The organism is Vallitalea okinawensis (assembly GCF_002964605.1).
Lineage (GTDB): Bacteria > Bacillota > Clostridia > Lachnospirales > PQDH01 > Vallitalea_A > Vallitalea_A okinawensis.
This window is the reverse complement of the sequence record NZ_PQDH01000006.1, coordinates 71,134-97,270: the sequence shown is the minus strand read 5'-3', so window position 1 is coordinate 97,270 and position 26,137 is coordinate 71,134. Positions and strand designations below refer to the sequence as shown.

Below are 26,137 nucleotides of genomic sequence, written 5' to 3'. Positions count from 1 at the left end.
ATGAAAATAATAATTTCACCAAGTAAGACACAAAGCTTTGATGAATCAAAAGTTAATAAGGTTTTAACAACACCTCTTTTAAAAAAACAATCAGATGAACTAAGAAATATCTTATGTGGTTATACAAAAGAGGAATTAGGTCACATACTAAAAATTAAAAGCAAATTATTAGACCAAGTTTATGAGGCTTATCATAGTAATGATGAAAAGAAAGGTGCAGCTATAGAAGTCTACACAGGGGCAGTTTTTCAGCAACTTCAGGTAGATAGCTATAGAGGGATGGCATATGATTATCTAAAGGATCACTTGTTCATCTTATCAGCGTTATACGGTATATTAAAACCTTTTGATTGGATAGAACCTTATCGATTAGATATGGGGCATCGGATATTGAACGAGACTTTATATGAGTTTTGGAAGAATGAACTAGATAAAGTACTTAAGGACGAAGAAGTAATTATCAACTTGGCTTCTAACGAATTCAGCAGGTTGATTAAGCAACCCATGGTGACGATTAATTTTAAAGAGTTAAGAGATGGTCAATATAAATTGATAGGCACTTACGCAAAAATAGCCAGGGGCAAAATACTTCATTACATGATCAGTGAGAATATTAAGGAGCTAGAAGATATAAAGGGTTTTCAAGGTGAAGGTTATAAGTTTAATAAAGAATTATCTACTGATCAAGAATTTATATTCACGAGGTAGGGGAGTTAGATGACACCTTATACAAAAAAGATCATTGAGGTTATAAAAGATATTCCGGCAGGGATGGTTATGACCTATGGGCAAATCGCTGCGGTGGCGGGTAACCCTAGAGGGGCACGTCAAGTATCCCGTGCATTGCATTCAATGAGTAAGAAACATCATTTACCTTGGCATCGTGTAATCAATAGTCAAGGTAAGATATCTCTTAAGGGAGATGGGTTTGAGGAACAGAAAAAACTTCTTGAGTTAGAAGGGGTCCGAGTAGAGAAGGATAAAGTTGATTTAAAGAAATATCAATATGATCCCTTTGTTATTGATGATTTATTCTAAAGATATATAAAAAATCCCATGAAAACATAGAGTATCATTGCTTTAATAAGCTTCACATAGTCAAGCATGCAAGGAATTCTATTGCGTCGGCTGGAAAGACGTCCATGTCTTAGACAGCCGAACTCGTCATCCGTGGATCGCGGCTCCATAGAACACCTTACATGCTTTCTGTATGTTGAAATTGAATAAAGTTGTTTTATCAATGTATCAGCTACGGTGAAGCCCGGATGTGAGTCTTACAATAATTTCAGTTCTATTAGGTAAATAGGCGCATATATATATGTTAGACAAGCATATGAGGGAGTGGTTTTTATGGCAAAAAACTTTAGAGGAAGACGAATGAAATTAGAAAAAGGTTGGAGAGGTACTTGTCCAATCTGTAACAGGACAGGCGTAAAGCTTCTATGGACCTCTACTGATTCCGAGGGAAAAGAAATCAAAGTTTGTAAAATATGTGATAAGAAGAATTAAGTCTTAGAACACATTGCAATAAGCACATGATAGCCATGTGCTTATTTTTTTGTACTTAGTTGCGTTGTGTAGCGGGTAATTCCTTTGTGTAATAAACGATACCAATGGCGCCGGGACCTACATGGGCGCCGATAACTGGTCCAATAGAGCATATATCAACAGGTTGACCTACTATCTTTTCTAAACGTTTAGCTAAAGTTTTAGCCTCACATTCATTCTGAATATGATGGACGATGATGTCACCTAAACCAAAGGTGTTAATTTGCTCCTCTACATATGTAGTCATGGTGTCTATAGCTTTTTTCTTGGTTCGCACTTTCGATAAAACAGAAGTTACGCCATCTTCAACTGTTAAAAGAGGTGTAATTCTTAGTAAAGAACCGACTAAAGCATTAGCTCTACCAATCCGACCACCTCTTCGTAAGTATTCCAGAGTACCTGGCATAAAAATAAATTTACTTTTCATAATTATGTCTTTAGAAGCGTTTATAATATCGTTAGCGGATTGACCAAGTGAAGCTAATTCTGCAGCTTTTAATGCAACATACCCTAATTCCATAGAATTGGATAATGAATCAATCAAGTGGATTTTAGCTTCTGGATATTTCACTAATAGCTGCTCCTTTACCATATGAGTAGATTGATAAGTGCCACTCATCTTTGAAGATAGAAATATACCAATAATTTCATCACCTTCAATAATATTTTTTTCAAAAGTATCAATCACATCTTGGATAGCTGGCTGGGATGACTTTGGGAAGACATCCTTTGTAGCTAATAGATTATAAAAAGCATTATTATCCATTTCGGTCTCTTTAATCGTCTTATCATCCCAAAAAAGATTTAGCGAAATTATATCAATGTTATATTTCTCAACTAAATGCTCTGGGATATAACAAGTACTATCCGTAATAATTTTTATAGACATCAAAGCACCTCTCTCTTAAGTAATATTAAATCTAAGTAAGAACATAACTGCTGACTAATACAAAGTGACTCAAGCTACCAAGAATAATAAATACATGAAAAATTTCGTGGAAGCCAAAGGAACCTAACGTAATCCATTTTGGTTTTGTAGCATAGATCAGTGCACCAACGGTATAGAGTATACCACCTGCTAAGAGCCAGAAAAATCCTTCTGAAGGCAAGGCATCATAAAGAGGCATTAAGAAGAACACTGCAACCCAACCAAGAGCGACATAAAAACCTGTGTATAGCCATCTTGGGGCATTCAACCAAAGAAGTTTAGTGACAATCCCTAATAGAGCTAAACCCCATACAAGAGCTAATAAACCCCAACCAATTGGTCCATTTAAAGTAATTAAACAAATAGGTGTATAGGTTCCAGCAATTAAGACATAAATCATAGTATGGTCAAGTTTCCGTAAAAAACGTTCAACGTGATCAGTTCCCTTGATCCAGTGATAAACTGTAGAGGCTGTATATAAAGCAATTAAGCTCAACCCAAATATAAGAGATCCGATAAATTGCAGCAAACTATTATTAATATAGGATTGAAAGATCATTAGTATAAGACCTAAGCATGATAAGCATACTCCTAATAAATGGCTCAAAGCGTTAATTGGTTCTTTAATACGTGTCATAATATTCACCTCTAAATTATATAGTATATAAAACTACATTATGCGTATAGTATATCATTACTTATAGTATTTGTAAATAACATAGTTTTAAAAACTATGTGCTATTTATTTAAATTATATTATGTGGTATAATCATAATAATTATACCTATTAGATGATGAGGAGAAAGTTATTCATGAAAAATAAAATAGAAGAGTTCTTGAATTATAAAGGGATACCGAAGGAAGACATACCAACTATACCTTTATATATGGATCAGCTTTTGGGTTTTTTTGATGATTACTTCAGTGTACTGAAGATACATGATGAAGACAAGCTATTAACGAAGACAATGGTTAATAACTATGTAAAGGCCGGAGTACTCAATTCTCCTGAAAAGAAAAAATATGATAAAGAGCAAATGATGCTTTTAAACCTTATTTTTCAAATGAAAAATATCCTGTCAATTAATGATTTGAAAGCGTTCTTAGATTTTTATAAGACAAATGGCATACCAAAGGATATTGAATCGGTTTATGATGAATTTAATAAGATTGAAGAAAAGGAATTTACTTATCTAAAAAAAGAAGTTGAAAGAATAAATGATAATGAGCCAACAGATAAAGAAATCTTAGGCTATATTTTGGATTTAGTTGTTGAAGCTAATATTAAGAAGCGTTTAGCAGAGATGTTATTAGCTTATGTTGTTGAGAATGATAAGGATAAAAAGAAAAATGATAAAAAATAAAGAATAGATTTTCCAACTATTTTATAGTAATATATTCTTATAAATGCATGCTATCCTTATCTGTCATCTTCAAAGAGTTAACTTAACATAAAACTTGCTAAGTTTTGAGCAGATAATCATTGGGAGCCGGCAAATAAATATATAAAGTCGGAAGTGATAAATATGGTTAGAAAAGATAAGCAGTCTGGTGCTGGTGGCAGTGAAACACTGGCAGACCGCGCATATAAAATATTAGAAAATCAAATTGTGAAATTGGATATAGAACCTGGTAGTGTTTGGTCAGAAAAAGAATTAAGTGAATTAGCAGGAATAGGTCGTATGCCTGTCAGAGAAGCTATTAAAAAGTTAGAAACAGCTCATCTTGTAACGATTATGCCTAGAAGAGGAATTATTATTAATGAAATACGCATAGAAGATATGCTTTTGCAAATGGAAGTAAGACGTCTATTAGAGAATCTTATTGCTAGAAGAGCTTCAAGGTATGCTACAGAGGAGCAAAGGGCGAAGTTACGTACATTAGCTAAAGATTATGAAGAAGCAACGATACGAAAGGATAGTGAAAAAGCGGTAGATGTTGATGATCAATTCAATACATTAATTGCAAAAGCCTCAAAGAATTCTTATGCCACAAGTGCTTTAGCGCCTTTACACGCATCAGCTAGAAGATTATATTATACACAATATAAAGTACAACCAGAAATGGTTAACAAAATCAATTATGCCCATATTGATTTGATGAAAGCAGTAGCAAATGGAAATGAAGATAAAGCTGCAGAATGCTCAGATTACTTGTTAGATTGTGTTGAAAAATTATATATGGAGAAAGCGAGAAATTTTATTTTTAAACCATAAAAGTAATTTTAATAGATTGCAAAACACATGAAATTGTTCATGTGTTTTTTTAGTATATGAAAGTACTGTGTGTGGCATGTCACTTGTCACTTTTCTTTTATTTTGTTTTATATTTTAATTATACAAAAAGTGAATTGAATAGTCATAGATTTTATATAATATTCCATAAGGGTGCATATTTACAACCACGTTTCATAAAATTTTGACAAAAAACTTGTAAACCTTAAAATTTTATTATATAATATTAATATATTACTGATATATCAGTGATATATCTCCAACCAATATGTTATCAATCAATGAGGAGGAGGTTGTCATGAAACCTTTAGAAATCGAGAAGATTCAGATTTATGTGACAGGTGACTATGATGCTGAAAGACTAAGATGGGCAGATTATATGGGGGAAATCTACACCACAAATATTATATGCAGAATAACGACAAAAGATGGCTATGAAGGTTTAGGAGCTACAATTGCTTATACAGAAAATGACTTTGATAAGACAATTGCAGAAGCAGTTAGACCTATTTTACCTGAGTTGATAGGCCAGTCTGCTTTAGATCGAGAAAGAATTTGGGATTGGATGATGAGTCGTCCTAACTGGTTGCCTTCATTAGCAGTATCCATTATAGATATTGCTCTATGGGACTTAGCAGCTAAATATGCAAAAATGCCTCTTTATCAATTCTTAGGTGCATATCGAGAAAAAATATTATCCTATGCTAGTACGCCAACATTTTACGATTTAAATGAGTATTACGATTATATTGAAGACTGTATCGAGCATGGATTCAAAGCAATAAAGTTACATTGTTATTGCTCCTACGAAAAAGATGTGGAACTTGTTAAAGCTGTGCAAGAACACTTTAAAGATAGCGGTATACGTTTTATGTTGGATACTGATCGTCAATATAATAGAGAAGAATCTTATAAAATGGCTAGGTTACTTGAAGAATATGATTGGGTTTGGTTTGAAGCGCCATTACCAGACACAGATTTTGAAGGGTATAGAGATTTAGTGGCTAAGACAGAAATACCTATTTCATGCGGTGGAAATTCCATTATTTCTTTACCTCAAATACAACAATGTATTAATATGAAATGTTGGAGTGACATTCGTGCAGATGCAACTGTTGTCGGTGGCATTACGCCTATGAGAAAAATCATCGCATTAGGGCAAGCCAATAATATGCGTGTTGAAGTACAATCTTGGGGTATGACTTTAACACAAGCAGCTAATTTGCATGTTATGTTATCTTGTAACAACTGCACTTATTTTGAACAAGCTTATCCCTACGAAAGATTTGAAATTGGTTCAATCGATGTTATTCGAACGGATAAAGAAGGATATGTTCACGCACCAGAGGGTCCAGGATTAGGGGTAAGAATGGACTGGGAAGCAGTTGAGAAAATTACACTTATGAAATATGAGTATAGGTAAGATAATTTCATTATCTCAAGTTTAAATTACGGAGGGGTATTCATGAATAAAGTTGATAAAAAAGTTTTTATACCAGCTTATTTAGTTCTTTTATTAGTTAGTTTACCAATTATTATCAATCCAGAGGGCAGTGAAAAAGCTATTAGTATTATTCAAACATTTCTAATAACCAAGTTAGGTTTCTTATATTCTTGGTATGGGATTTTTGCTTTTATTTTTGTTGGATTTATTGCATTTTCTAAATACGGAAAAATAAAACTTGGCGATCAAGATGATAAACCAGAGTTTAAGACTTTTAGTTGGGCAGCTATGTTGTTTTGCGCTGGTATTGGTGCTGGTGTTATCTATTGGGGAGCCATTGAATGGGTTTACTATTATCAAACACCACCACTAGGTGCGGAAGTGGGCTCTTGGCAAGCAGCTGAAACAGCAGCAGCTTATGGTATTTTCCACTGGGGACCAGCTGCATGGGCAATTTACTCAGTTGCAGCATGTGCTGTAGGTTATCTTTATTATGTTAGAAAGACACCTGTATTGAAAATTAGTGAAGCTTGTAGAGCGGTACTTGGCAATAGTGTAGATGGTATATTAGGAAAGATAATTGATATAGCTTTTATGTTTGGTTTATTAGGAGCAACTGCAACAAGCCTAGGAATAGGAGCACCTCTCGCCACGTCAGGACTAGCAAGAGTATTAGGTATAGAAGTAACGCTACCATTTGAACTTTTGATTATTGCAATTATTACTGGTATATTTGCAACAAGTGCATTCTTAGGACTTAAGAAAGGTATCAAAGTGCTTAGCGACATCAATGTTTGGTTGACGTTTGTTTTAGTTATTTTTGTATTTGTTGCTGGAAATACAGTTTTCATGTTAAATATGGGATCAACTGCTGTTGGTAGAGTTATGCAACAATTCCCTCAAATGATGACGTGGCTAGACCCTGCTGGTGAATCCATGTTCCCACAATGGTGGACAGTTTTCTATTGGGCTTGGTGGGGTGCATATGCGCCTTTTATGGGTATGTTTATAGCTAAGATTTCTAAAGGCAGAACCATCAAAAATATGTTACTGGGAGCTATCGGATTCGGAACAGCTGGTTGTGTTATGTTCTTCTCCGTATTAGGTAACTATGGGTTAGACCTACAGTTAAAAGGTGAGATGGATGTTGTAGCTTCTCTTGCTGAGTTAGGTGGACCTGAAACGGTTATTCAAATCTTTGAGAATTTACCTGGAAGTACATTTGTTATTCTTATAATTGCAGTAATCTCTATCGTTTTTATGGCTACAACTTTTGATTCAGCATCCTATGTATTAGCGGCTGTATCACAATATGAATTGAAGCAAAATGAAGACCCACAAAGATGGTTACGACTTTTATGGGCATTCAGCTTAGCATTAGTTCCAATTGGATTTATGTTAATGGGTAGTCCATTAAGTGTACTCCAGACAGCTTCTATTGTTGCTGCGTTACCAGTGTCTGTCATTGTTATCATCACAGCAATCTCCTTTATTAAAATGGCGAAGGAAGACAAAAGAGTTTAGTATAGTGAGTTAAAATTAAGTAGTCATGGATTGCGTACGCAATCCATGAACTTTAATAGAGGTGAAGTATGAGTAGAGAAATAGTAAGTGTTGACTTTATCCCGGTTAAGGTTGCGGCTACAAACTGGAGTGAATGCACGGTTATTGTCAAAGTAACAGACAGTGAAGGGCGTTATGGCCTTGGCGAAGCGGATGGCCCCCCAGAATGTATGAAAGCCTTTTCTGAAATAGAAGATGAGCATAAATGGCTAAAAAATATTAGTAATCTAGTTATTGGGAAAGATCCAATAGAATTTAGAGCAATTTGGGACGAAATGTACGATTCTTCTAGATGGATAGGGATGAGGGGATTAGGTCTATTTGCTATATCCGGTATTGATATGGCCTTATATGATTTAGCTGGAAAACAATTAGGGTTACCTGCCTATAAGCTAATGGGTGGTGCTCAAAAAGTTAAAGTAACCCCCTATTTTACTTTATATCCTTCTGTAGAGGCTGATGCCCCTTTAGACGAAATTATAAAAGCATATGTCCCAATTTTAGAGAAAGCAAAAGAGAGAAGATGTAAGGCTCTTAAAGTATGCGTTATGCCCAATAAAAAGGTTTCAGATAAAGAGGTTGTAGATTACCTTAGGAAGTTAAGAGATATAATCGGTTTTGAAACAGATATGATGGTTGATTTTCTTTATAGATGGACAGATTGGCAAGATGCAAGATGGACTTTAAGACAACTAGAAGATATTGATCTTTATTTTGCTGAAGCATGTTTGCAACATGATGATTTAGAAGGTCATAAAAAACTTGCAAGGTCTATTCAAACAAGACTTTGTGGTGCAGAAATGTCAACCACAAGATTTGAAGCTTTACAATGGATAAAAGACGCTGGTATATCCGTTGTTCAATCTGATTATAATCGTTGTGGAGGTATAACAGAATTGATAAGAATAGGAGAGCTTTGTGATCTTTACAATGTTCAACTGATGCCCCATAATTGGAAAACTGGTATTACAGGGGCAGCGTGTAGACATTTTGCTATTTCTAATAGAAATTCTAAGTATGTTGAGTATTTACATTCTGATTTTTGGAGCGGAAAGCTAATGAAGTTAGTCACCAATGAACCACCTATTATTGATGGATCAATAGAAATAAATAATGATCCCGGTTATGGTATAGATATTAATAGAGAGTTCTTTTATGAATTAACGGATAGAGATTTCGATGAAATTGGAAGAAAATAATAGATAGTTTAGGGAGGGCAATGATGGATTATATTAAAGAATACTTAAAAGATGTTCCAGTTATAAAACAAGTTGATCTTGTCATTGTTGGAGGCGGACCAGCCGGCGTAGCAGCAGCCACAACTGCTTCAGAATTGGGTATAGACACAATTATTATTGAAAAAAATGGTTTTTTTGGCGGTTCAAATGTGGCGGGTTATTCAGGAACTATAGGGGGATTATATTCTTCTTCTGAAAATAATGAGCTTGAGCAAATTGTATATGGATTTGCAGGTAAGTTTGCCGATTTATTGAGAGAGAAAGGTGGCATTCTAGATAAAGTTCCTTTTGGTCATACAGCATTATCACCCCATGATCCGTTAATGTGGAAAGAAGTTGCTGATCAATTAATAAAGAACTCAGGAGCTAAGGTATTATTCCATACCTTATTTGTTAGTCCCATTATGGAAAATAACAAAATAAAAGGTGTCATTATTGAAAACAAAGACGGTAGATCAGCCATATTGGCAGACTATTTTATCGATGCTTCTGGTGATGGTGACTTGGCTGCTAGAGCGGGAGCGCCTTTCGTTTACGGAAAAGAAGGTGTGGTTCAAGCCATGACCATGGTATTTCGTTTGGCTAATGTGAATTGGGCAAAGGCAAGAAATTTATCCTTAGAAAAAGTTTGGGAACTGGTGGAGGAAGCTGATAAGACAGGAAAGTATAACTTACCTAGAAAACATCCTTTTATATTTCCAGCACCACTAGGCAATCAAGCAATTATGAATTGTACAGCCATAATTGCTGGAGACGGTAGAGTTCTATACCCAACTGTAACTGAGGATCTTACTTATGCTGAGTTCAATGGTAGAGTACAAATAAGAGAGTATGAAAGATTTGTTAAGGATTATGTAGAAGGGTTTGAAGATGCTTATGTCATTGATACAGCAGCACAAATTGGTATCAGGCAGGGTAGATCCATTGAATGTGATTATACATTATTAAATGATGATGTGGTTAACGCTAAGAAGTTTGATACAGCTATTGCAAGAAGTGCGTGGCCAATTGAAGTTCATGGTGGTAGCGCTGGTGTAAAAGTAGTGAATTTAGATGATGATTATTATGAAATACCTTTCGAAGTGATGCTTCCTAAAAAGGTTGATAATCTCTTAGTCGTTGGACGTTGTATATCTGCTGAGCATGAAGCATTGGCATCTGCAAGAGTTGTAGCACAGTGTTTCGAGGAAGGTTTTGCAGCAGGATACGCAGCACATCTTTGTGTTAAGAATAAAATTACTCCAAGAGAAGTTAATGTTCAAAAAGTACGTAAGTTCATGATTGAAAAGGGTAGCCGATTATAATTGCTACCCAAGAATGGTGTAGATGCAAATCTACACCATTAATTTCGCCATTTAACTACCTGAAAAGAAGATGATCCAAGTAAAAACTACCCATATATAAAATCCTCTGTATAATTCCCTGTACATTTGGGTAGAGTCCTTTGTATGCTTAATCCTATATTTTGCTATTTCTTCACACTATGATAAGAGAACATATGCATCCTCTCCCCGTCCTCATGAAAACTAAAAGCACGGTTATCACCAGATTTCGTAATAAACCCAATTTCATTATAATCCTGAATATGAAACCCAGCATCTTCAGTTGAACCCTTAAAATACTCTTTATTAAAGTTATTCACGTATGCTTCAGGGTACTTATCGCAAAGGTTGGTTATGGATTTAGAAAAAGGGTCAAAATAAAAGTAAGTACCAATGACTTCAGTATGGTTATGAAAATAGCGTCTGATGGATGGCACTAAATAAGTATTATTATAAAAGCAATGTTCATTCGTACTGAAATAATCGATGAATAAGTCAATGCTATGCTCTTTAATTGGGTACTGTACACTGTTATCAGCGATGTAGAGAATGTTTAAGTCCAAGTTTAAGTACTCAATCCGCTTCTTATACATGGATATCATCTCGGGGAATTTATCTATAACAATATATAAAGCATCTTTATCCATGTCCATGATGTGCTTATGCATAAAGAAATAGGCATTGATATGTGTCTCTAAAATAACTTTATTTTTCATAGTGGTCATATCAAATTTATCCATCATCCAGTTGTAGGATTTTTGAAATAGGCTGACCAATGAAGGGGGGATATCCAGGTAAAACTCTCTTTCCAAGTCAGGCTGATCGTAAAGGCTCGTGTTCTTATTTTGTGTTAATACGATACCATCTTGAATGGTTGCACTGTAGCCACAATCACAAAAGAGATCACCTTCAAAAATATATTGATGGTTCATCTCTACATTCTTAAACTTTAATGGGACCATGCAAGTAGGACAACAGAGGTAGGATAAACTCTGAAGTGGTACACCGGTTTTGTTAGCTTCTTTACTGGTATGAATCATAGATAGAGAATGGATATCTTCATCAATATCGTTAATAATTCGTTCTAAAACACTTTTTTCAGTTAGTATTTGTTCCTTTTTGTCCTCATATAGGTGGATAAGATCATGTATATCTTTTGGATCTACTAAGTTAGATACTCTTCTGATAGACAGAATCTGATGGATCTCTTTAAGTGTAAAACGAAGCTTTTTTAGATGAAGTATAACCTGGAGATCCTCTTCATCTTTATCATTGAAGATATATTGTGTATTCTTTTTTTCGGGTACTAATAATCCTAAATTAATATAGTAACGGATGTTATCCACCGAAATGGTGTATGTTTTTGATAGTTGCCCTATTTTCAAATAATCCACCTCCACATTTAACAAAAATCTTTAATCCTATGTTACTGGATTTTATGTATTAATATCTATCGAATCAATTATAGAAATTTACTGTATTTGTTGTATAAGTACCAAAAGTATATGAGGTTTCTATCATTATTATATCAGATACTGTGCAAAAGTACATCTAAAACCTGAAGTGCACTTAAGGTTTTTATAACCAACATGATAAATTACCCATTGATATTAATTACACTCTATTGTGTATAATAAGAGAATAATTAATGTTGTGACAATTTAACAAGATAAAGTAACTAAAAAAACTAAAATTTTAAATACGAGGTGTATGAACTTGAAAACAATTTATATGGATGGGAACAGCTTAACCTTAGAAGATGTCATCAAGGTTGCTCGTAATGGTATTCAAGTAGATTTAACGGATGAAGCCATTCAAAAGGTTAACAAAGCAAGAGAATATGTAGACAAAATAGTTGAAGAAGAACGAGTTGTATATGGTATTACTACAGGTTTTGGTAAGTTCGCTAACGTGGTCATCTCCAAAGATGAAGTAAAACAATTACAGGTGAGCTTAATCAAGAGTCATGCATGTGGAGTGGGGCAACATTTTGGGGAAGAGGTTGTTAGAGCTGTCATGTTATTACGAGCAAATACCTTAGCTAAGGGTAATTCAGGTATTCGCTTAGAGACATTAAAAACCTTGATTAGTATGTTAAACAAAGGTGTGCATCCAGCTATTCCTGAAAAAGGATCATTAGGTGCTAGTGGTGACTTAGCTCCTCTATCACATATGGTACTTGTTATGTTTGGAGAAGGTGAAGCTTATTATGAAGGACAGCTTATGTCTGGTAAAGAGGCTATGGAGAAAGCTGGTATTCAGACCATTGAATTAATGGCTAAAGAAGGTCTAGCCCTTATTAATGGTACTCAAGTATTAACGGCAGTAGGTGCATTAACAACCTATGATGCCATTAACCTAGCTAAACTTGCTGATATTTCATCAGCTCTTTCATTTGAAGCTCTCAATGGTATTACTGACGCATTAGATCATAAGGTTCATGAAGCTAGAGGTCATGTTGGGCAAATCAATTGTGCCAAGAACCTTCTTCAAATCTTGGAAGGTAGCCACTTAACAACACATCAAGGTGATATACGTGTTCAAGATGCTTATACATTAAGATGTTTACCACAGATACATGGTGCCAGTAAAGATGCCATTAACTATGTACGTGATAAAGTAAGTATTGAAATCAATGCAGTAACAGATAATCCCCTTATTTTTAGTGATGATGATCAGGTCATCTCTGGTGGTAACTTCCACGGTCAGCCAATGGCGCTAGCATTTGATTTCCTAGGCATAGCCATTGCTGAGTTAGCTAACTCTTGTGAAAGACGCATCGAACGACTTGTTAATCCGGCACTCAGTGGTTTGCCAGCTTTCTTAACAGAAAAAGGTGGACTAAACTCCGGCTTTATGATTGCTCAATACTCAGCAGCATCTTTAGTATCCGAAAATAAAGTACTCGCTCATCCAGCCAGTGTTGATTCTATACCCTCCTCTGCGAATCAAGAGGATCATGTAAGTATGGGTACTATTGCTGCAAGAAAAGCTAAAGATATACTTTATAATACTTCAAGGGTAATAGCTATCGAGTTAATGGCATCAGCTCAAGCTCTTGAATTTAGTGATCCAACTAATTTAGGAGAAGGAACTAAGGTTGCCTATGAATTAGTACGACAAGAAGTTGCTAAACTAGAAGAAGACAGAATCATGTATGTGGATATCAATAAATGCGCAGAGCTTGTTGATCAGAATACAATCGTCAAAGCAGTAGAAGAGAAGATTGGTGAATTAGTATAATAAATAACCTCATTTAATTTAAGGGAGTGTTGATATGTTAAATAATCTAGAGATTGGTGGAGGTATGTCCATTAAACTTGAGTTTCCGGAGGGTTTACCTGCATACCCAGAGTTTAAAGAAGGATGCCGTCGTGCTCCAAAGCGAGAGTTTACATTAACGAAGGACGAGACAGAATTAGCACTTAAGAATGCTTTGAGATATATTCCAGAAGAATACCATGAAGAATTAGCTCCTGAATTTTTAGAAGAATTACTAACTAAAGGACGTATATATGGCTACCGTTTTCGTCCAAAAGGTCAACTAAAAGGTCAACCAATCGATGCCTATAAAGGGTACTGTATTGAAGGGAAAGCTTTTCAAGTCATGATTGACAATAACTTGGATTTTGATATTGCATTATATCCTTATGAACTCGTTACTTATGGAGAAACAGGTCGTGTATGTCAAAACTGGATGCAATATTGTTTAATTAAAAAATACCTTGAACAGTTAACTACAGATCAAACATTAGTGATTGCATCAGGACATCCACTTGGATTATTTCATTCAAGTCCTGGGTCACCTCGTGTAATGATTACAAATGGATTAATGGTAGGTATGTTCGATGACTATGAAAACTTTAATCGAGCAGCTGCGTTAGGTGTAGCTAACTATGGTCAAATGACTGCAGGTGGTTGGATGTACATTGGACCTCAGGGGATTGTACATGGTACATACAGTACCATTCTGAACGCAGGCCGCTTAAAATTAGGCATACCAGAAGATAGTGATTTAAGAGGCAGACTCTTTGTTACATCAGGTCTTGGTGGCATGAGTGGTGCTCAAGGTAAAGCTGTTGAAATAGCAAATGGTGTAGGGATTATTGCGGAAGTTGACTACTCAAGAATCCAAACTCGCTATGAACAAGGTTGGGTAAGTGAGGTAGCTAAAACTGCAGAAGAAGCTTTTCGCGTAGCCACTGAATACATGGAAAAGGAAAAACCATGTGCTATCGCTTTCCATGGTAATATTGTAGATTTACTTGAATATGCAGATGAAAAAGATATTCACATTGATTTACTATCAGACCAAACTTCTTGTCACGAAGTTTACAATGGTGGTTACTGTCCACAAGGAATAACCTTTGAAGAGCGTACAGAATTATTAGCTAATGATAAGAAGAAGTTTAAAGAGTTAGTCAATCAAACTTTAAAAGCCCATTATAATGTGATCATGTCCCTTTCAAAGAAAGGCACTTATTTCTTTGATTATGGTAATTCTTTTATGAAGGCTATCTATGATTCAGGAATAAAAGAAATCTCCAAAAATGGACGTAATGATAAAGATGGTTTCATTTGGCCTTCTTATGTAGAAGATATCTTAGGACCTCAACTTTTTGACTTTGGTTATGGACCATTTAGATGGGTTTGTTTAAGTGGTAAGCACGATGACCTACTTAAGACAGATAAAGCAGCTATGTCCTGTATCGATCCAGATCGTCGTTATCAAGATAGAGACAATTATATTTGGATCAAGGATGCAGATAAAAATAAATTAGTTGTTGGTACACAAGCAAGAATTTTATATCAAGATGCTTTAGGTCGCTTACGTATAGCGCTGAAATTTAATGAAATGGTTAGACGTGGTGAGGTTGGACCTATTATGCTAGGTCGTGATCATCATGATACTGGTGGTACGGATTCACCCTTTAGAGAAACATCCAATATTAAAGATGGAAGTAACATCATGGCTGATACAGCTACTCATATTTTCGCTGGTAATGCCGCTAGAGGTATGAGTTTAGTAGCCCTTCATAATGGTGGTGGAGTTGGTATTGGTAAAGCCATCAATGGTGGTTTTGGTATGGTTCTCGATGGAAGTAAACGTGTGGATGAAATTCTTAAGAACTCAATGCCATGGGATGTTATGGCTGGTGTAGCAAGAAGAGCATGGGCGCGTAATGAAAATGCCGTGTCTACTTGTGTTGAGTATAATGAATTAATGAAAGGGCAAGATCACATCACGTTACCTTATATTCCAAAAGATGATTTAGTTAGGAAACTGGTAGAAGAAAAATTTTAAATAAACCTATAGATAATCAAGGAGGAGTTACAAATGGCAGAGGTAAGAAAGATTGTAGAGTGTGTACCTAATTTTAGTGAAGGTAGAGATTTAGATAAGATTGAGAAGATTGTTACACCTCTAAGAGGTAAAGAAGGCGTTAAGTTACTGAACTATGAAGCTGATAAAGATTATAATCGTGTAGTTGTAACGGTTATGGGTGAACCTGAAGCGGTTAAGAATGCAGTTATCGAAGCTATTGGTGTAGCAACAGAACTTATTGACTTAAATGTACACGAAGGCCAACATTCAAGAATGGGTGCTACAGATGTGGTACCATTTATACCTATAAAAAATATGACGACAGAAGAATGTGTAGAACTAGCTAATGAAGTTGGTGAAGAGATTTCTAAACGTTATAATATTCCTGTTTTTCTTTATGAAAAAGCGGCTTGTAAACCTATTCGTGAAAACCTTGCGAAGATTAGAAAAGGTCAATTTGAAGGTATGGCTGAAAAACTACAAGACCCTGAGTGGGCACCAGATTTTGGTGAAGCTAAAATTCACCCAACTGCTGGTGTAACAGCTGTAGGAGCGAGAATGCCATTGGTAGCTTACAATATTGATTTAGATACAGATAATGTTGAAATTGCTAACAAGATTGCGAAATGTATTCGTCATTCAGGTGGCGGTTTCCGCTTCATTAAAGCAGGTGGAGTTAAGATTGAAGAAAGAGGTATCACTCAAGTAACCATGAATATCACAGATTATACGAGAACATCCATGTATCGTGTATTTGAGACAGTGAAAATGGAAGCTAAACGTTATGGTGTCAATGTATTAGGTAGTGAAGTCGTTGGATTGGTGCCAATGGAAGCGCTTATTGATTCAGCAGCATACTACTTAGGTCTTTATGGTTTCTCCATGGATAAAGTCATCGAAACAAATTTAATGGAGTAGTGATAGTATGGAAAACAAGTTAATTATAAAAAATGCAAGTGAATTAGTTACTTGCAGTGGCTTTCAAGCTAAAAAAGGTCTAGAAATGAATGAACTAAAGATCATTCAGGATGGAGCCATAGTTGTTGAAGATGGCATCATTAAAGCCCTTGGACCTACTGATGATCTCTTAAAACTATTCAATGAAGAGGATTATCATGTTATTGATGCTAAAGGAAAGGCCGTGTTACCGGGTTTTGTTGATCCTCATACCCATTTTGTCTTTGGTGGTTATCGTGAGGAAGAGTATTCGTGGCGTTTAAGAGGTGATAGCTACATGGATATCATGAAGCGTGGAGGAGGTATCATCAACAGTGTTCGTGGGACAAATGAGGCTAGTAAAGATGAGCTGATTCAGGTAGGACTTAAACGAATGGATTCCATGATGGGTTTTGGTGTCACCACAGTTGAGGGAAAAAGCGGCTATGGATTAGATCTTGATACGGAGCTGAAACAATTAGAAGTAATGCAAGCATTGAAAAAGCAACACCCTCTTGATATCGCCACCACTTTCTTAGGAGCTCACGCTATCCCTCCTGAATATAAAGGGCGTTCAGGTGAATTCATTGATTATATGATTGATGAAGTTTTGCCTAAGGTGATAGAGGATGATTTAGCGGAATTCTGTGATATTTTCTGTGAAAAAGGTGTTTTCTCCATAGAGGAATCCAGAAAGATGCTTTCAGCCGCTAAAGAAAAGGGTTTGAAGTTGAAAATTCATGCAGATGAAATCATTCCTTTAGGTGGAGCTGAATTAGCAGCTGAATTAGGAGCTATCTCAGCAGATCATTTACTGCAAGCTTCTGATGAAGGTATTAAAAGAATGGCAGAAGAGAACGTGGTAGCTACCATGTTACCTTGCACAGCTTTTAGCTTAAAAGAAGTATATGCGAGAGCAAGGTATATGATCGACGAAGGATGTGCTGTTGCTTTAGCAACGGATTATAACCCAGGTAGCTGTCACACTGAATCAATACCTTTGGTCATAGCATTAGCAACCATCTACATGGGTATGACGCCAGAAGAAACTATTACGGCCTTAACCATTAACAGTGCAGCAGCTATTGATAGAGCAGATGAAATTGGTAGTTTAGATGTAGGGAAAAAAGGGGATATTGTTATTCATGAATTCCCATCCTATAAATTCATTCCTTATCATATAGGGGTAAGTACGGTGGAAACAGTCATTAAAGAAGGAAAAGTTGTTTACACAAAATAGAGGAGGAGAATGTCCCATGTTAGCAGACAAGACAGTAAAAGAATTTCTTGATGAAACAGCTTCCAATAATCCAGTACCAGGTGGGGGAAGTATTGCAGCAGAGAGTGGAGCTACAGCTGCAGCCTTAGTAGAGATGGTAGCTAATTTAACAATAGGTAAAAAGAAGTATGTTGAAGTAGAAGAAGAGATGAAGGTAGCGGCCAAATTAGCAAAGAAATTCCGTGAAACACTTCTAGAGGATATTGATCGTGATGCTAAGGCTTTTGATGAAGTAATGAAGGCTTTTAAAATGGCTAAAGAAACAGATGAAGAAAAGGCAGTACGTAGGGAAGCTATTCAAGAAGCAACAAAAGAAGCAGCTAATGTACCCTTAGAAGTTGCTAAAAAGGCTTATGAAGTGATGGATTTAGCAGAATTTGTAGTAAAAAAAGGTAATAAGAATGCTGTTACTGACGGTGCTGTTGCAGCTATGTTAGCAAGAACAGCGGTATTATCAGCTTTATACAATGTTAAGATAAACTTAGGTTCTATTAAAGACGAAGCTTATGTTGCCCAAGTGACGAAAGAAGTTGAGAAGTTGGAAGCAAAGGCTAAGAGCCAGGAAAAAGAGATTTTGAAGAGTGTTGTTTTATAAAAGCCTAAATGACTTGAAATAGTAAAGAGTTAATATAAAAAGTTAAGATGAAGAGTCAAGCACATAAGGGGATCTATTACGCCAGCGGATAGACGTCTTTTATAAAAAACACTAGAGTTAACCAATATGTTTCTATTGACATGACATTGGAATTTTGATAATATAAGTATGAATTAAATAAGAGTTTATTATGTGATTTTTAACAGAAATCATTTAATGGGTGATAACACGATATATAATCGTCCCTAGGATAAATTTATCCTAGGGATTTTTTATGTTTATTTGTTTAATCGTAAGGTGCTTTAACATTTCATGACCTTTCGCCAGAGGTGATGACATGGTAAAAGACTTTACTTAATGGAATGGGTGGATACATGTTATGTCAGGCATGTAACTTGCTCGTTCCACTTGAGAGTGAGGCATAGTCACTTTCAGGTATAGATGCATAGGTTTACAGTTTTAAATTTGGTTTGTAACATAAGACTTCATGGTTTGACAGCGTGAAGACTTGAAGAAGAGGAGGGAAATTAATGAAACTAGTATTATTAGCATTAATTACTGGTGTCATTGCAGGGGGTATATTTACATTGTTTAAATTACCATTACCTGCACCACCTACTGTAGCAGGAATCGCTGGTATTTTTGGTATTTTCGCCGGTGCCAAGTTAGCAGAGTTTATCATGCAAATGGTATAATAAGTAGAAATGAAAGAGGCTATCATGAAGGTAGCCTCTTTTAGTATCTATTCAATAATTTCAAGAAGGTTTTCTAGAATTCTTTCAAAACTCATCTCACTATTCAAATACGTAATATGATTCTTAATGAGCCTAATATCATCTGTTATGATATTATCAACACCATCATCCACCAGTTCTGTTACTAGATCGATATCATTCACCGTCCACGCATGTACATCCCTGCCTAGAATATGAGCATTATAAACGAATTGCTCAGTTATTGTACTGGCTTCCATACTATAAAAATCAGTATTCAATGTGCTTAAATCTCCAAAGGCCATATACATAACATAACCTGTAGTTATATAAGGTGCAGAGTCTTCAATAGCTTCAATCAGATTATAGTCAAGTGAGGTAACTACTGCCTGATAGTTGAAGTGATACTCTTTTATTAACCGAATGACTTCATTGACAAGTTGCTCGTCATTATAGCCTCCCTTTAATTCAATATTCAATTTTAGTCGATCTTTACTGAATAGAATGGCTTCTTCTAAAGTAGGGATAGGTTCACCATGATATTCAGAACTGAACCAACTACCTGCATCCAAAGTTTTAATTTCTTTTAAAGTCAGATCTGATGGTTTCTGATCCACACCTGTAGTGCGGCTTAATTTCTTATCATGAAGCAATATGGCATGACCATCTTTTGTTAATTGAACGTCTATTTCAGCATAATCAGCTCCTTGGTCTATTGCAGATTGAAGAGCGGCTAAAGTATTCTCTGGAGCTTGTACCGATGCACCCCGATGTGCAGTTATATCAACATCATATTTGGTATTCTTTATATCCTCTACCATCACGATTGTGATAAGTGTCGCGATAAAGAAAGTCAAAAATAGGAGCCAATTAAAAGTACGCTTCTTCATAGAAGTTAACCACCTGGCTTGGGAGGAACCAAGGCGAAGATGATGCTTTGGTTCACCACTCAATTGATAGTACAGCCTAGTTATTAAATGTACATTTATGGGGAAAACAAATGTGCTTATAATAAATAATATCAGTAAGTAAATGGTCATTAGTATAGATACAATAATGGTCCCCGATAATGTGGATAAATTAACCCATTCTTCTATTAGGAAGATCGGTAACAAAGATACTATACTGGATATAAAGATGACTATAATGTTGACCAAAAGAATACCCAAACTATATTTGAAAAAGTTAAAGTAATGATGCTTTACCAGGCGATAGCTTTCTCTAATGGCACTTCTAGCTGAAATATCTTTAATAATAGTGATATGTAAAGCAAAAATCCAGTGGATTGAAAGAAATATAAGGACTATACTAATGAAAGTCAATAATAAATCCAATACCGGTACCTGGTTAACATAATCTAATATAAAACTAGGTAAAGAAAAGTTAGAAACCAAGCTGGTACGAAATGCTATATTGATAAAAGGCATCATGACAAAAAAGTATAAAATAATAAACAATCCACCGATACTTATCAATTTTTTTATATTACTCAAACAATATACCATTATAGACTTAAAAGTAGGCGGTGCATGTCTGGTATAGATCTGATTACTAATAACAATAAGCCCACCAATTTCAATCAATAATACAATAATGGAAAGAACCATAGCAAGTAGAATAGTTAAGAATCCTTGGGGAGATAGCAGGTATTTAGTAATAACGCCATTAGTTAATACCTGATAAGGACTGCTTTTCATTACAGATGTTAATAATAACTGGAAGCTGGGCAATATAAGTATATAGATTAAAGCCGCCGTAAACAACTGATAAATTAAAAAGGGTTTTAAACCAATAAAAAACTCTTTTAATAACATACGATACTCTTGAATGATAGAATGTTTTTGAATCATTAAGATCCTCCTCAAATTCTCTTCTCATACTAGTATATATGTAACTTATTATTAAATAAAGCTTTATTAAGTAAATCAAATGCTTTTAGATAATTTTCAATCAATTGATTAGTAGTTTTTCTAAGATATATAGAAAGAAGCACATGATTGGTTCATACTTATCATGTGCTAGACGAGTCTAAAACTCTTTATACATTTCTTTTTTAGCACCACAGATTGGACATTGATCTGGTGCTTCATCTGTCACCGTATGACCACAGATTGGGCAAACGTAAACAGCATTGATAGCATAATCTTTACTTTGTTCTGCACTTTTTCGTGCTTGTGAAAAGAGATCGGCATGGATTTTTTCAGCTTCTAATGCAAAGTGAAAAGCCCTACCTGCATCTTTTTCATCTTGAAATTTAGCTGTTTCTAGATAAACGGGATACATTTGATGCACTTCATGCAGTTCTCCATCAATTGCACCTTGAAGATTTTCAGTGGTTTTACCAATACCAAATACAGCTCCCGCAGTAACTGTAGCATCCCCTTTTTCTTCACCAAGTACCTTGAAATGATTATCTGCATGGGCATACTCAGCAAAAGCAATGGCTCTAAAGAGTTTACCAATATTAGGTAGATTTTCCTTATCGGCTTCATTAGCCCAGATCAAATAACGCATATGAGCGGCACTCTCTCCACCATAGGCAGATCGTAAAAAATCAGCAGTCATGGCATTCTTTACAGGCATATAAGTTCCTCCTTTAAAAAATATACTGGATATATCTTCTATATTATATCCTCTTATCCATTAAATATAAGGAATGCACTAAAATATTTCTGAAAATTTGTGGAAGAATAGAAATAAGTAAAGGTTTTAAAGGAATTTGTCGTATTTTTTGTTTTTTGATTGTCAAATAATCATCTAACATGTATACTATCAAGTGCAGACTTTATATGTGTGCAAAAGTGTGGAATATCCATCGTTGTACAGCAAAGTATACGTTTAAGAAATGGGACAGGGTGAGAAAAAATGAAGCAAAAGAGATTTGAATTTTTAGTTATTGGTTTTGCTATGTTTGCAATGTTTTTTGGTGCTGGGAATCTAATCTTCCCACCATATTTGGGGAACTTAGCAGGCTTAGAATATATGATGGCTATGTTGGGATTTATACTGACAGGAGTCGGACTTCCTTTAGTTGGCATACTAGCTTGTGCTCGTTATAACGGGAGTTTTAGAGAAATGTCAAAGTATGCTGGATCAAAATTCTCGTTATTTATAACGATTAGTGTTATGTTGATTTTAGGTCCAGTACTGACTATTCCACGAACTGCAGCGACAACTTATGAATTAGGTGTAGCGCCTATGTTTGGTGAAATAGATATCATGTTATCTGTTGTCATCTATTTCATTATTAATATACTATTTGTATTAAAACCTTCAAAAGTTGTGGATATTATTGGCAAATATTTAACCCCATCGTTACTTATTCTACTCAGTACGATTATTATAGCAGGATTAATCAACCCTATTGGAGTTCCCAGCCAACCGAGCATTGATAGTGTATTCACTCATGCTTTATTAGAAGGGTATCAGACAATGGATGCTCTAGGATCTGTTATTATAGCAGCAATCCTCATGGAATCCATAAGAAATAAAGGATATACAGAAAAAAGAGATATTATGAAAATTACACTAAAGGCTGGAATGGTCTCCATAACAGGCTTAGCATTTATATATGGTGGTTTAACAGTTTTGGGTTCTCAAACTTCTGGATTAATCAGTAGTGATATTAGCAGAACTGCTTTGGTAATTGAAATTGCTCAAGCTACCCTAGGAAAAGTAGGTATTTTAGCTTTAGGGCTAGCTGTTAGTTTAGCATGTTTAACAACCTCCATAGCGTTAATGACTACAATTGCCGAATTTTTTACAGAGTTATTTAAAGGTATATTTCACTACAATGCTATTGTTGTTGCAATGACTGGTGTTAGTATATTCTTTGCGGCTATGGGTGTGGATAAAATTGTTACTATAGCAGCTCCAATATTAGGTATTCTCTATCCAACCATTATGGTGATAGTTTTTACCTCGTTTATTGCTGATAAAATAGGCAGCATAGTTGTAAAAGCCAGTGTTTATACAGCATTTACATGCAGCATACTTACAACTTTATCAGAAATTGATAGTACCCAGTCCATCTTTGAGTTTATGAAAATGTTACCTTTAAGTTCAGTGGGTTTTGCATGGATATTTCCTACGATAATGGTATTTATCATTATGTTATTCATAACACGAGTAGGACCTAAGAAGAATAACTATTAAAGTCAGCGATCCTAAGGGGTCGCTTTTTTATGGAATAGGAAAGTTCAAGTTTTCTCGCAAGGTACCGTACTTTTCTATTTCAGTTTTAACGTGGCGTTAGCCACTTTTATACTGATTTCACCATTTTTGTACTATAGTAGATATAGGCTAGTTGTAGTATACTGAGATTATAAGGATAGTCGGTACTAAAAAATATGTAGAACTTTAAAAAGTCATTTGAGTTAGGAAAGGCGAGTGTGATCATGAAGAAAATACTTATAACTGGAGCAGGTACAGGATTAGGGAAAGCATTGGCTTTAAGCTACGCTATTCAAGGTCATCAGTTAATACTCATAGGAAGAAGATTAGAAGCTTTACTGGATGTAGTTAAAGACATAGTAGCAAAGGGTGGTACTGGAGTAGCCATCTCATGTGATATTTCCAATCAAAAGAGTGTTTCAGATTTGCGGACAAGAGTTGAAAAGGAATTTGGAACCATTGATATTTTGGTGAATAATGCTGGTATTGGATTTTTTGGACCATTTGAAAAACTAACTTCGGAAGAACTACGTCAAATGATTGATGTTAATATAATGGGTACGATTGCAATGACACAAGCTTTTATTGATATAATTGATCAGCGGGTGTTAAACATTATATCTACAGCAGGTTTAAGAGGTAAAGTGAATGAAGCAGTCTATGTTGCAAGCAAGTTTGCAATAAGGGGATTTACAGAAAGCTTGCAAAAAGAATATGAAGATCAAGATCTTATCATAACTGCTGTTTATATGGGAGGGATGGCAACACCTTTCTGGAATCATTCAGACCATATAAAAGATAAAGGTCTTCTAAAGAATCCATTAACTGTAGCCAAAAAAATCGTTGAAGCATCTGATGATACTCAAGAAATTTTTATTGATTGTTAGGCTTTTCTTTAGCACGTCTTTATTATATGGTATAATATAGTAATAGTAGAAGGAGAACAATCTTATTATATATTTAAGGGATGATAAAAATGGCATTTGATAAGAAATTAGAATTTGACTTTGATTGCGAACATTGGGAAGAAAATGATGAAGAATGCTGTTATAATCTTTTTAAAAAAGCGTATCATCTTGCTTGTACTGTTCACAGTGGACAAACACGAGATGAAGGCAGTCCCTATATTACACATATAGATGGGGTTATTGACATTCTTCAAAATGAATTACAAGACTATAATCTGGGTAAATGGATCATAGCCACTCTCCATGATGTACTAGAAGATTCTGATTTAACATGTGAAGATTTAAGAGAAATGTTTTGTGAGATGGTATCAGATTATGTGTCTATACTCACAAAAGATGAGGGACAATCTACGGATGATTATATACAGCGTATGAGAGACCATGAAGATAGTCGATTCATCATTGAAGTAAAACTAGCAGATCGTTTACACAATGTTAGAAGCTTAAAATATATACTGAATACAAATCCAAATAAGGTCCAACGATATATTGAAGAAACGGAAGTCTATTATGTACCTTTAGCTAAGGAGTTTCAGCCTAAATTCTATAATAAATTAACCTTTGAGTTAGAATATATTAAAGGATTATTAGTAAATTAGATAAAGGAGAGATTGTCATGTACACAAGAGAAGAGGCGTTAGGGTTACTTAAAGAACATACCAGCTCTGAAAGTCTTATTAAACATGCCTATGCTGTTGAAGCTGCTATGAGAGGATATGCAAAAAAATACGACGAAGATGTGGAACTATGGGGATTAACAGGACTTTTGCATGATCTAGATTATGAAAAGCATCCTGATGAACACCCTATGATAGGTGTACGTATTTTGAAAGAGGCAGATTATCCTATGGAATTAGTTGATGCAGTAGAAGGGCATGGTAAGCCTGATGCCTTAAGAGAAACTCAGTTAGCGAAAGCATTATTTGCCGTTGATGAATTAGCCAGCTTTATCGTAGCATACGTTCTTGTTCGGCCTGATAAAAGTTTTGAAGGTATCAAAACTAAATCCATTAAGAAGAAACTTAAAGATAAAGCGTTTGCTAGAGGTGTGGATAGAGAACTTGTGAAATTAGGAGCTGAGCAATTGGGGGTTGATTTAACGGATCATATAAACCTTATATCAGATGCTCTTTATCAATGGGAAGAAGAACTAAATACTCATGGCGAAAGTCTTGTATAGTAACAAAACGATGTTAGGAAATAATCCTGTGATTGTGTGGCATAAAGTATGAGTAATTAAAAAGGGTGACTGAAGTCACCCTTTCTTTTAGTGAATAAACCACCCTTTAATTTTCAACGTTATCATCTCCCTTCCTGTGAAGATTAACCGGTTGATTATAGTATAGCCTAAATCATCCTTATGGTATAGGAAGAGAACAGTTTTAATTATTTTTAGTATAAACGATCTTTTTAATCGTATCCGGACTCAAATAATATCTTTCTGATAATTCATCAATGTTATATCCGTTTTCGTATAATTCGATAATTTCATAATTTCTTTGATCAATATTTTTTCTTGCTCCGCTTAGGTGTCCCCATGCCACCTTTTGACTACACTTAGGGATGTAAATTAATCCCCCATCAATGTAATTCTGAATTTGATTCAAAAGGTGAGCTGGTAACACTTCGGCAGCATTCTTGTAAGCCACTAAGCATTACCTCCTGTTTTAAATTACTAATCATTTTTAACTTCTTTACAAAGCTAATCATTGATTTCCCACCTTTCTTTGTATATTTAACTCCAACGAGTTCATATTATTTTATAGAATTAGAAAAGTCTACACTTGATTAAAAGTGCCTTACTTTCCTGTTTAAGTATAAAAGAGATGCGAGTCACTTTTGTACTTATAGTACTATTTTATTCCATAAC

The 26,137-nt window shown here is 35.1% G+C and carries 25 protein-coding genes; 19 read left to right on the top strand and 6 right to left on the bottom strand.

The window, feature by feature from the left end; genetic code table 11:
- The 3 genes from C1Y58_RS16430 to C1Y58_RS26740 all read left to right on the top strand — a co-directional run bounded on the left by C1Y58_RS16430 (position 1) and on the right by C1Y58_RS26740 (position 1,509).
- Complete coding sequence (locus tag C1Y58_RS16430; RefSeq protein ID WP_105617181.1) at positions 1 to 708, top strand: YaaA family protein; 708 nt, start codon at positions 1 to 3, stop codon at positions 706 to 708.
- Positions 709 to 717: 9 nt separating this feature from the next.
- Positions 718 to 1,038: an MGMT family protein gene (locus C1Y58_RS16425; protein ID WP_105617180.1), complete on the top strand. Its 321-nt coding sequence runs from the start codon at positions 718 to 720 to the stop codon at positions 1,036 to 1,038.
- Between the two features lie 312 nt (positions 1,039 to 1,350).
- Positions 1,351 to 1,509 (top strand): hypothetical protein, encoded by a 159-nt coding sequence (locus C1Y58_RS26740; protein WP_170311621.1) that lies wholly within the window; start codon positions 1,351 to 1,353, stop codon positions 1,507 to 1,509.
- Positions 1,510 to 1,564: 55 nt separating this feature from the next.
- Here C1Y58_RS26740 and C1Y58_RS16420 read toward each other — a convergent pair whose 3' ends face one another.
- Positions 1,565 to 2,437, bottom strand: a complete 873-nt coding sequence (locus tag C1Y58_RS16420; RefSeq protein WP_105617179.1) for a DegV family protein — start codon at positions 2,435 to 2,437, stop codon at positions 1,565 to 1,567.
- Between the two features lie 31 nt (positions 2,438 to 2,468).
- The gene (gene trhA / locus C1Y58_RS16415) at positions 2,469 to 3,113 is read right to left on the bottom strand and encodes a PAQR family membrane homeostasis protein TrhA (RefSeq protein WP_170311620.1); all 645 of its coding nucleotides are present in this window, start codon (positions 3,111 to 3,113) and stop codon (positions 2,469 to 2,471) included.
- Between the two features lie 175 nt (positions 3,114 to 3,288).
- Between trhA and C1Y58_RS16410 the strand changes: the two genes are divergently transcribed.
- From C1Y58_RS16410 to C1Y58_RS16385, 6 genes are all read left to right on the top strand, one after another.
- Complete coding sequence (locus tag C1Y58_RS16410) at positions 3,289 to 3,840, top strand: DUF1836 domain-containing protein (protein WP_157950158.1); 552 nt, start codon at positions 3,289 to 3,291, stop codon at positions 3,838 to 3,840.
- 162 nt (positions 3,841 to 4,002) lie between these two features.
- On the top strand, positions 4,003 to 4,692 hold the full coding sequence (locus C1Y58_RS16405) for a GntR family transcriptional regulator (protein ID WP_105617177.1): 690 nt from the start codon (positions 4,003 to 4,005) through the stop codon (positions 4,690 to 4,692).
- A gap of 316 nt (positions 4,693 to 5,008) precedes the next feature.
- Complete coding sequence (locus C1Y58_RS16400) at positions 5,009 to 6,133, top strand: mandelate racemase/muconate lactonizing enzyme family protein (protein ID WP_105617176.1); 1,125 nt, start codon at positions 5,009 to 5,011, stop codon at positions 6,131 to 6,133.
- A 42-nt stretch (positions 6,134 to 6,175) separates the two neighbouring features.
- Positions 6,176 to 7,678, top strand: a complete 1,503-nt coding sequence (locus C1Y58_RS16395) for a BCCT family transporter (RefSeq protein WP_105617175.1) — start codon at positions 6,176 to 6,178, stop codon at positions 7,676 to 7,678.
- A 68-nt stretch (positions 7,679 to 7,746) separates the two neighbouring features.
- Complete coding sequence (locus tag C1Y58_RS16390; RefSeq protein WP_105617174.1) at positions 7,747 to 8,916, top strand: mandelate racemase/muconate lactonizing enzyme family protein; 1,170 nt, start codon at positions 7,747 to 7,749, stop codon at positions 8,914 to 8,916.
- Between the two features lie 23 nt (positions 8,917 to 8,939).
- The gene (locus C1Y58_RS16385) at positions 8,940 to 10,259 is read left to right on the top strand and encodes an FAD-dependent oxidoreductase (RefSeq protein WP_157950157.1); all 1,320 of its coding nucleotides are present in this window, start codon (positions 8,940 to 8,942) and stop codon (positions 10,257 to 10,259) included.
- Between the two features lie 164 nt (positions 10,260 to 10,423).
- On the opposite strand, the gene C1Y58_RS16380 is transcribed toward C1Y58_RS16385, so the two are convergent.
- Positions 10,424 to 11,662 (bottom strand): MerR family transcriptional regulator, encoded by a 1,239-nt coding sequence (locus C1Y58_RS16380; protein WP_157950156.1) that lies wholly within the window; start codon positions 11,660 to 11,662, stop codon positions 10,424 to 10,426.
- Between the two features lie 325 nt (positions 11,663 to 11,987).
- Between C1Y58_RS16380 and hutH the strand changes: the two genes are divergently transcribed.
- From hutH to C1Y58_RS16350, 6 genes are all read left to right on the top strand, one after another.
- Positions 11,988 to 13,520 carry a histidine ammonia-lyase gene (hutH, locus tag C1Y58_RS16375; RefSeq protein ID WP_408646598.1) on the top strand — a complete coding sequence of 511 codons (1,533 nt, stop codon included), beginning with the start codon at positions 11,988 to 11,990 and terminating at the stop codon, positions 13,518 to 13,520.
- 34 nt (positions 13,521 to 13,554) lie between these two features.
- The gene (locus C1Y58_RS16370) at positions 13,555 to 15,582 is read left to right on the top strand and encodes a urocanate hydratase (protein ID WP_105617170.1); all 2,028 of its coding nucleotides are present in this window, start codon (positions 13,555 to 13,557) and stop codon (positions 15,580 to 15,582) included.
- A gap of 33 nt (positions 15,583 to 15,615) precedes the next feature.
- Positions 15,616 to 16,521, top strand: coding sequence for a glutamate formimidoyltransferase (gene ftcD, locus C1Y58_RS16365; protein ID WP_105617169.1), 906 nt, complete (start codon positions 15,616 to 15,618; stop codon positions 16,519 to 16,521).
- A gap of 7 nt (positions 16,522 to 16,528) precedes the next feature.
- Positions 16,529 to 17,779 carry an imidazolonepropionase gene (hutI, locus tag C1Y58_RS16360; protein WP_105617168.1) on the top strand — a complete coding sequence of 417 codons (1,251 nt, stop codon included), beginning with the start codon at positions 16,529 to 16,531 and terminating at the stop codon, positions 17,777 to 17,779.
- Positions 17,780 to 17,795: 16 nt separating this feature from the next.
- Positions 17,796 to 18,413, top strand: coding sequence for a cyclodeaminase/cyclohydrolase family protein (locus C1Y58_RS16355; protein ID WP_105617167.1), 618 nt, complete (start codon positions 17,796 to 17,798; stop codon positions 18,411 to 18,413).
- Positions 18,414 to 18,943: 530 nt separating this feature from the next.
- Entirely contained in the window at positions 18,944 to 19,108 is a 165-nt protein-coding gene (locus C1Y58_RS16350) for a XapX domain-containing protein (protein WP_105617166.1), read from the top strand.
- Between the two features lie 47 nt (positions 19,109 to 19,155).
- Here C1Y58_RS16350 and C1Y58_RS16345 read toward each other — a convergent pair whose 3' ends face one another.
- The gene (locus tag C1Y58_RS16345; RefSeq protein ID WP_105617165.1) at positions 19,156 to 20,976 is read right to left on the bottom strand and encodes a glycerophosphodiester phosphodiesterase; all 1,821 of its coding nucleotides are present in this window, start codon (positions 20,974 to 20,976) and stop codon (positions 19,156 to 19,158) included.
- Positions 20,977 to 21,154: 178 nt separating this feature from the next.
- Entirely contained in the window at positions 21,155 to 21,709 is a 555-nt protein-coding gene (locus C1Y58_RS16340) for a rubrerythrin family protein (RefSeq protein ID WP_105617164.1), read from the bottom strand.
- Positions 21,710 to 21,991: 282 nt separating this feature from the next.
- On the opposite strand from C1Y58_RS16340, the gene brnQ reads away from it, so the two are divergent.
- The 4 genes from brnQ (at position 21,992) to C1Y58_RS16320 (ending at position 25,447) form a co-directional block, all read left to right on the top strand.
- Positions 21,992 to 23,281 carry a branched-chain amino acid transport system II carrier protein gene (brnQ, locus tag C1Y58_RS16335; protein WP_105617163.1) on the top strand — a complete coding sequence of 430 codons (1,290 nt, stop codon included), beginning with the start codon at positions 21,992 to 21,994 and terminating at the stop codon, positions 23,279 to 23,281.
- A gap of 242 nt (positions 23,282 to 23,523) precedes the next feature.
- On the top strand, positions 23,524 to 24,186 hold the full coding sequence (locus tag C1Y58_RS16330; protein ID WP_105617389.1) for an SDR family NAD(P)-dependent oxidoreductase: 663 nt from the start codon (positions 23,524 to 23,526) through the stop codon (positions 24,184 to 24,186).
- A gap of 89 nt (positions 24,187 to 24,275) precedes the next feature.
- Complete coding sequence (locus C1Y58_RS16325) at positions 24,276 to 24,866, top strand: HD domain-containing protein (RefSeq protein ID WP_157950155.1); 591 nt, start codon at positions 24,276 to 24,278, stop codon at positions 24,864 to 24,866.
- 17 nt (positions 24,867 to 24,883) lie between these two features.
- Positions 24,884 to 25,447: an HD domain-containing protein gene (locus C1Y58_RS16320; protein WP_105617161.1), complete on the top strand. Its 564-nt coding sequence runs from the start codon at positions 24,884 to 24,886 to the stop codon at positions 25,445 to 25,447.
- A gap of 202 nt (positions 25,448 to 25,649) precedes the next feature.
- Here C1Y58_RS16320 and C1Y58_RS16315 read toward each other — a convergent pair whose 3' ends face one another.
- The gene (locus C1Y58_RS16315; RefSeq protein ID WP_105617160.1) at positions 25,650 to 25,916 is read right to left on the bottom strand and encodes a CD3324 family protein; all 267 of its coding nucleotides are present in this window, start codon (positions 25,914 to 25,916) and stop codon (positions 25,650 to 25,652) included.
- Positions 25,917 to 26,137: the final 221 nt, after the last annotated feature.

Excerpts from the sequence above, each read along its gene's own strand:
- C1Y58_RS16405 (WP_105617177.1), top strand. The coding sequence starts at position 4,003 with ATGGTTAGAAAAGATAAGCAGTCTGGTGCTGGTGGCAGTGAAACACTG.
- trhA (WP_170311620.1), bottom strand. The coding sequence starts at position 3,113 with ATGACACGTATTAAAGAACCAATTAACGCTTTGAGCCATTTATTAGGA.
- C1Y58_RS16395 (WP_105617175.1), top strand. The coding sequence starts at position 6,176 with ATGAATAAAGTTGATAAAAAAGTTTTTATACCAGCTTATTTAGTTCTT.
- C1Y58_RS16385 (WP_157950157.1), top strand. The coding sequence starts at position 8,940 with ATGGATTATATTAAAGAATACTTAAAAGATGTTCCAGTTATAAAACAA.
- C1Y58_RS16340 (WP_105617164.1), bottom strand. The coding sequence starts at position 21,709 with ATGCCTGTAAAGAATGCCATGACTGCTGATTTTTTACGATCTGCCTAT.
- hutH (WP_408646598.1), top strand. The coding sequence starts at position 11,988 with ATGAACTTGAAAACAATTTATATGGATGGGAACAGCTTAACCTTAGAA.
- C1Y58_RS16410 (WP_157950158.1), top strand. The coding sequence starts at position 3,289 with ATGAAAAATAAAATAGAAGAGTTCTTGAATTATAAAGGGATACCGAAG.
- C1Y58_RS16325 (WP_157950155.1), top strand. The coding sequence starts at position 24,276 with ATGGCATTTGATAAGAAATTAGAATTTGACTTTGATTGCGAACATTGG.
- C1Y58_RS16420 (WP_105617179.1), bottom strand. The coding sequence starts at position 2,437 with ATGTCTATAAAAATTATTACGGATAGTACTTGTTATATCCCAGAGCAT.
- C1Y58_RS16430 (WP_105617181.1), top strand. The coding sequence starts at position 1 with ATGAAAATAATAATTTCACCAAGTAAGACACAAAGCTTTGATGAATCA.
- C1Y58_RS16350 (WP_105617166.1), top strand. The coding sequence starts at position 18,944 with ATGAAACTAGTATTATTAGCATTAATTACTGGTGTCATTGCAGGGGGT.
- C1Y58_RS26740 (WP_170311621.1), top strand. The coding sequence starts at position 1,351 with ATGGCAAAAAACTTTAGAGGAAGACGAATGAAATTAGAAAAAGGTTGG.
- C1Y58_RS16320 (WP_105617161.1), top strand. The coding sequence starts at position 24,884 with ATGTACACAAGAGAAGAGGCGTTAGGGTTACTTAAAGAACATACCAGC.
- ftcD (WP_105617169.1), top strand. The coding sequence starts at position 15,616 with ATGGCAGAGGTAAGAAAGATTGTAGAGTGTGTACCTAATTTTAGTGAA.
- C1Y58_RS16390 (WP_105617174.1), top strand. The coding sequence starts at position 7,747 with ATGAGTAGAGAAATAGTAAGTGTTGACTTTATCCCGGTTAAGGTTGCG.
- C1Y58_RS16400 (WP_105617176.1), top strand. The coding sequence starts at position 5,009 with ATGAAACCTTTAGAAATCGAGAAGATTCAGATTTATGTGACAGGTGAC.
- C1Y58_RS16425 (WP_105617180.1), top strand. The coding sequence starts at position 718 with ATGACACCTTATACAAAAAAGATCATTGAGGTTATAAAAGATATTCCG.
- hutI (WP_105617168.1), top strand. The coding sequence starts at position 16,529 with ATGGAAAACAAGTTAATTATAAAAAATGCAAGTGAATTAGTTACTTGC.
- C1Y58_RS16330 (WP_105617389.1), top strand. The coding sequence starts at position 23,524 with ATGAAGAAAATACTTATAACTGGAGCAGGTACAGGATTAGGGAAAGCA.
- C1Y58_RS16345 (WP_105617165.1), bottom strand. The coding sequence starts at position 20,976 with ATGATTCAAAAACATTCTATCATTCAAGAGTATCGTATGTTATTAAAA.
- brnQ (WP_105617163.1), top strand. The coding sequence starts at position 21,992 with ATGAAGCAAAAGAGATTTGAATTTTTAGTTATTGGTTTTGCTATGTTT.
- C1Y58_RS16370 (WP_105617170.1), top strand. The coding sequence starts at position 13,555 with ATGTTAAATAATCTAGAGATTGGTGGAGGTATGTCCATTAAACTTGAG.
- C1Y58_RS16355 (WP_105617167.1), top strand. The coding sequence starts at position 17,796 with ATGTTAGCAGACAAGACAGTAAAAGAATTTCTTGATGAAACAGCTTCC.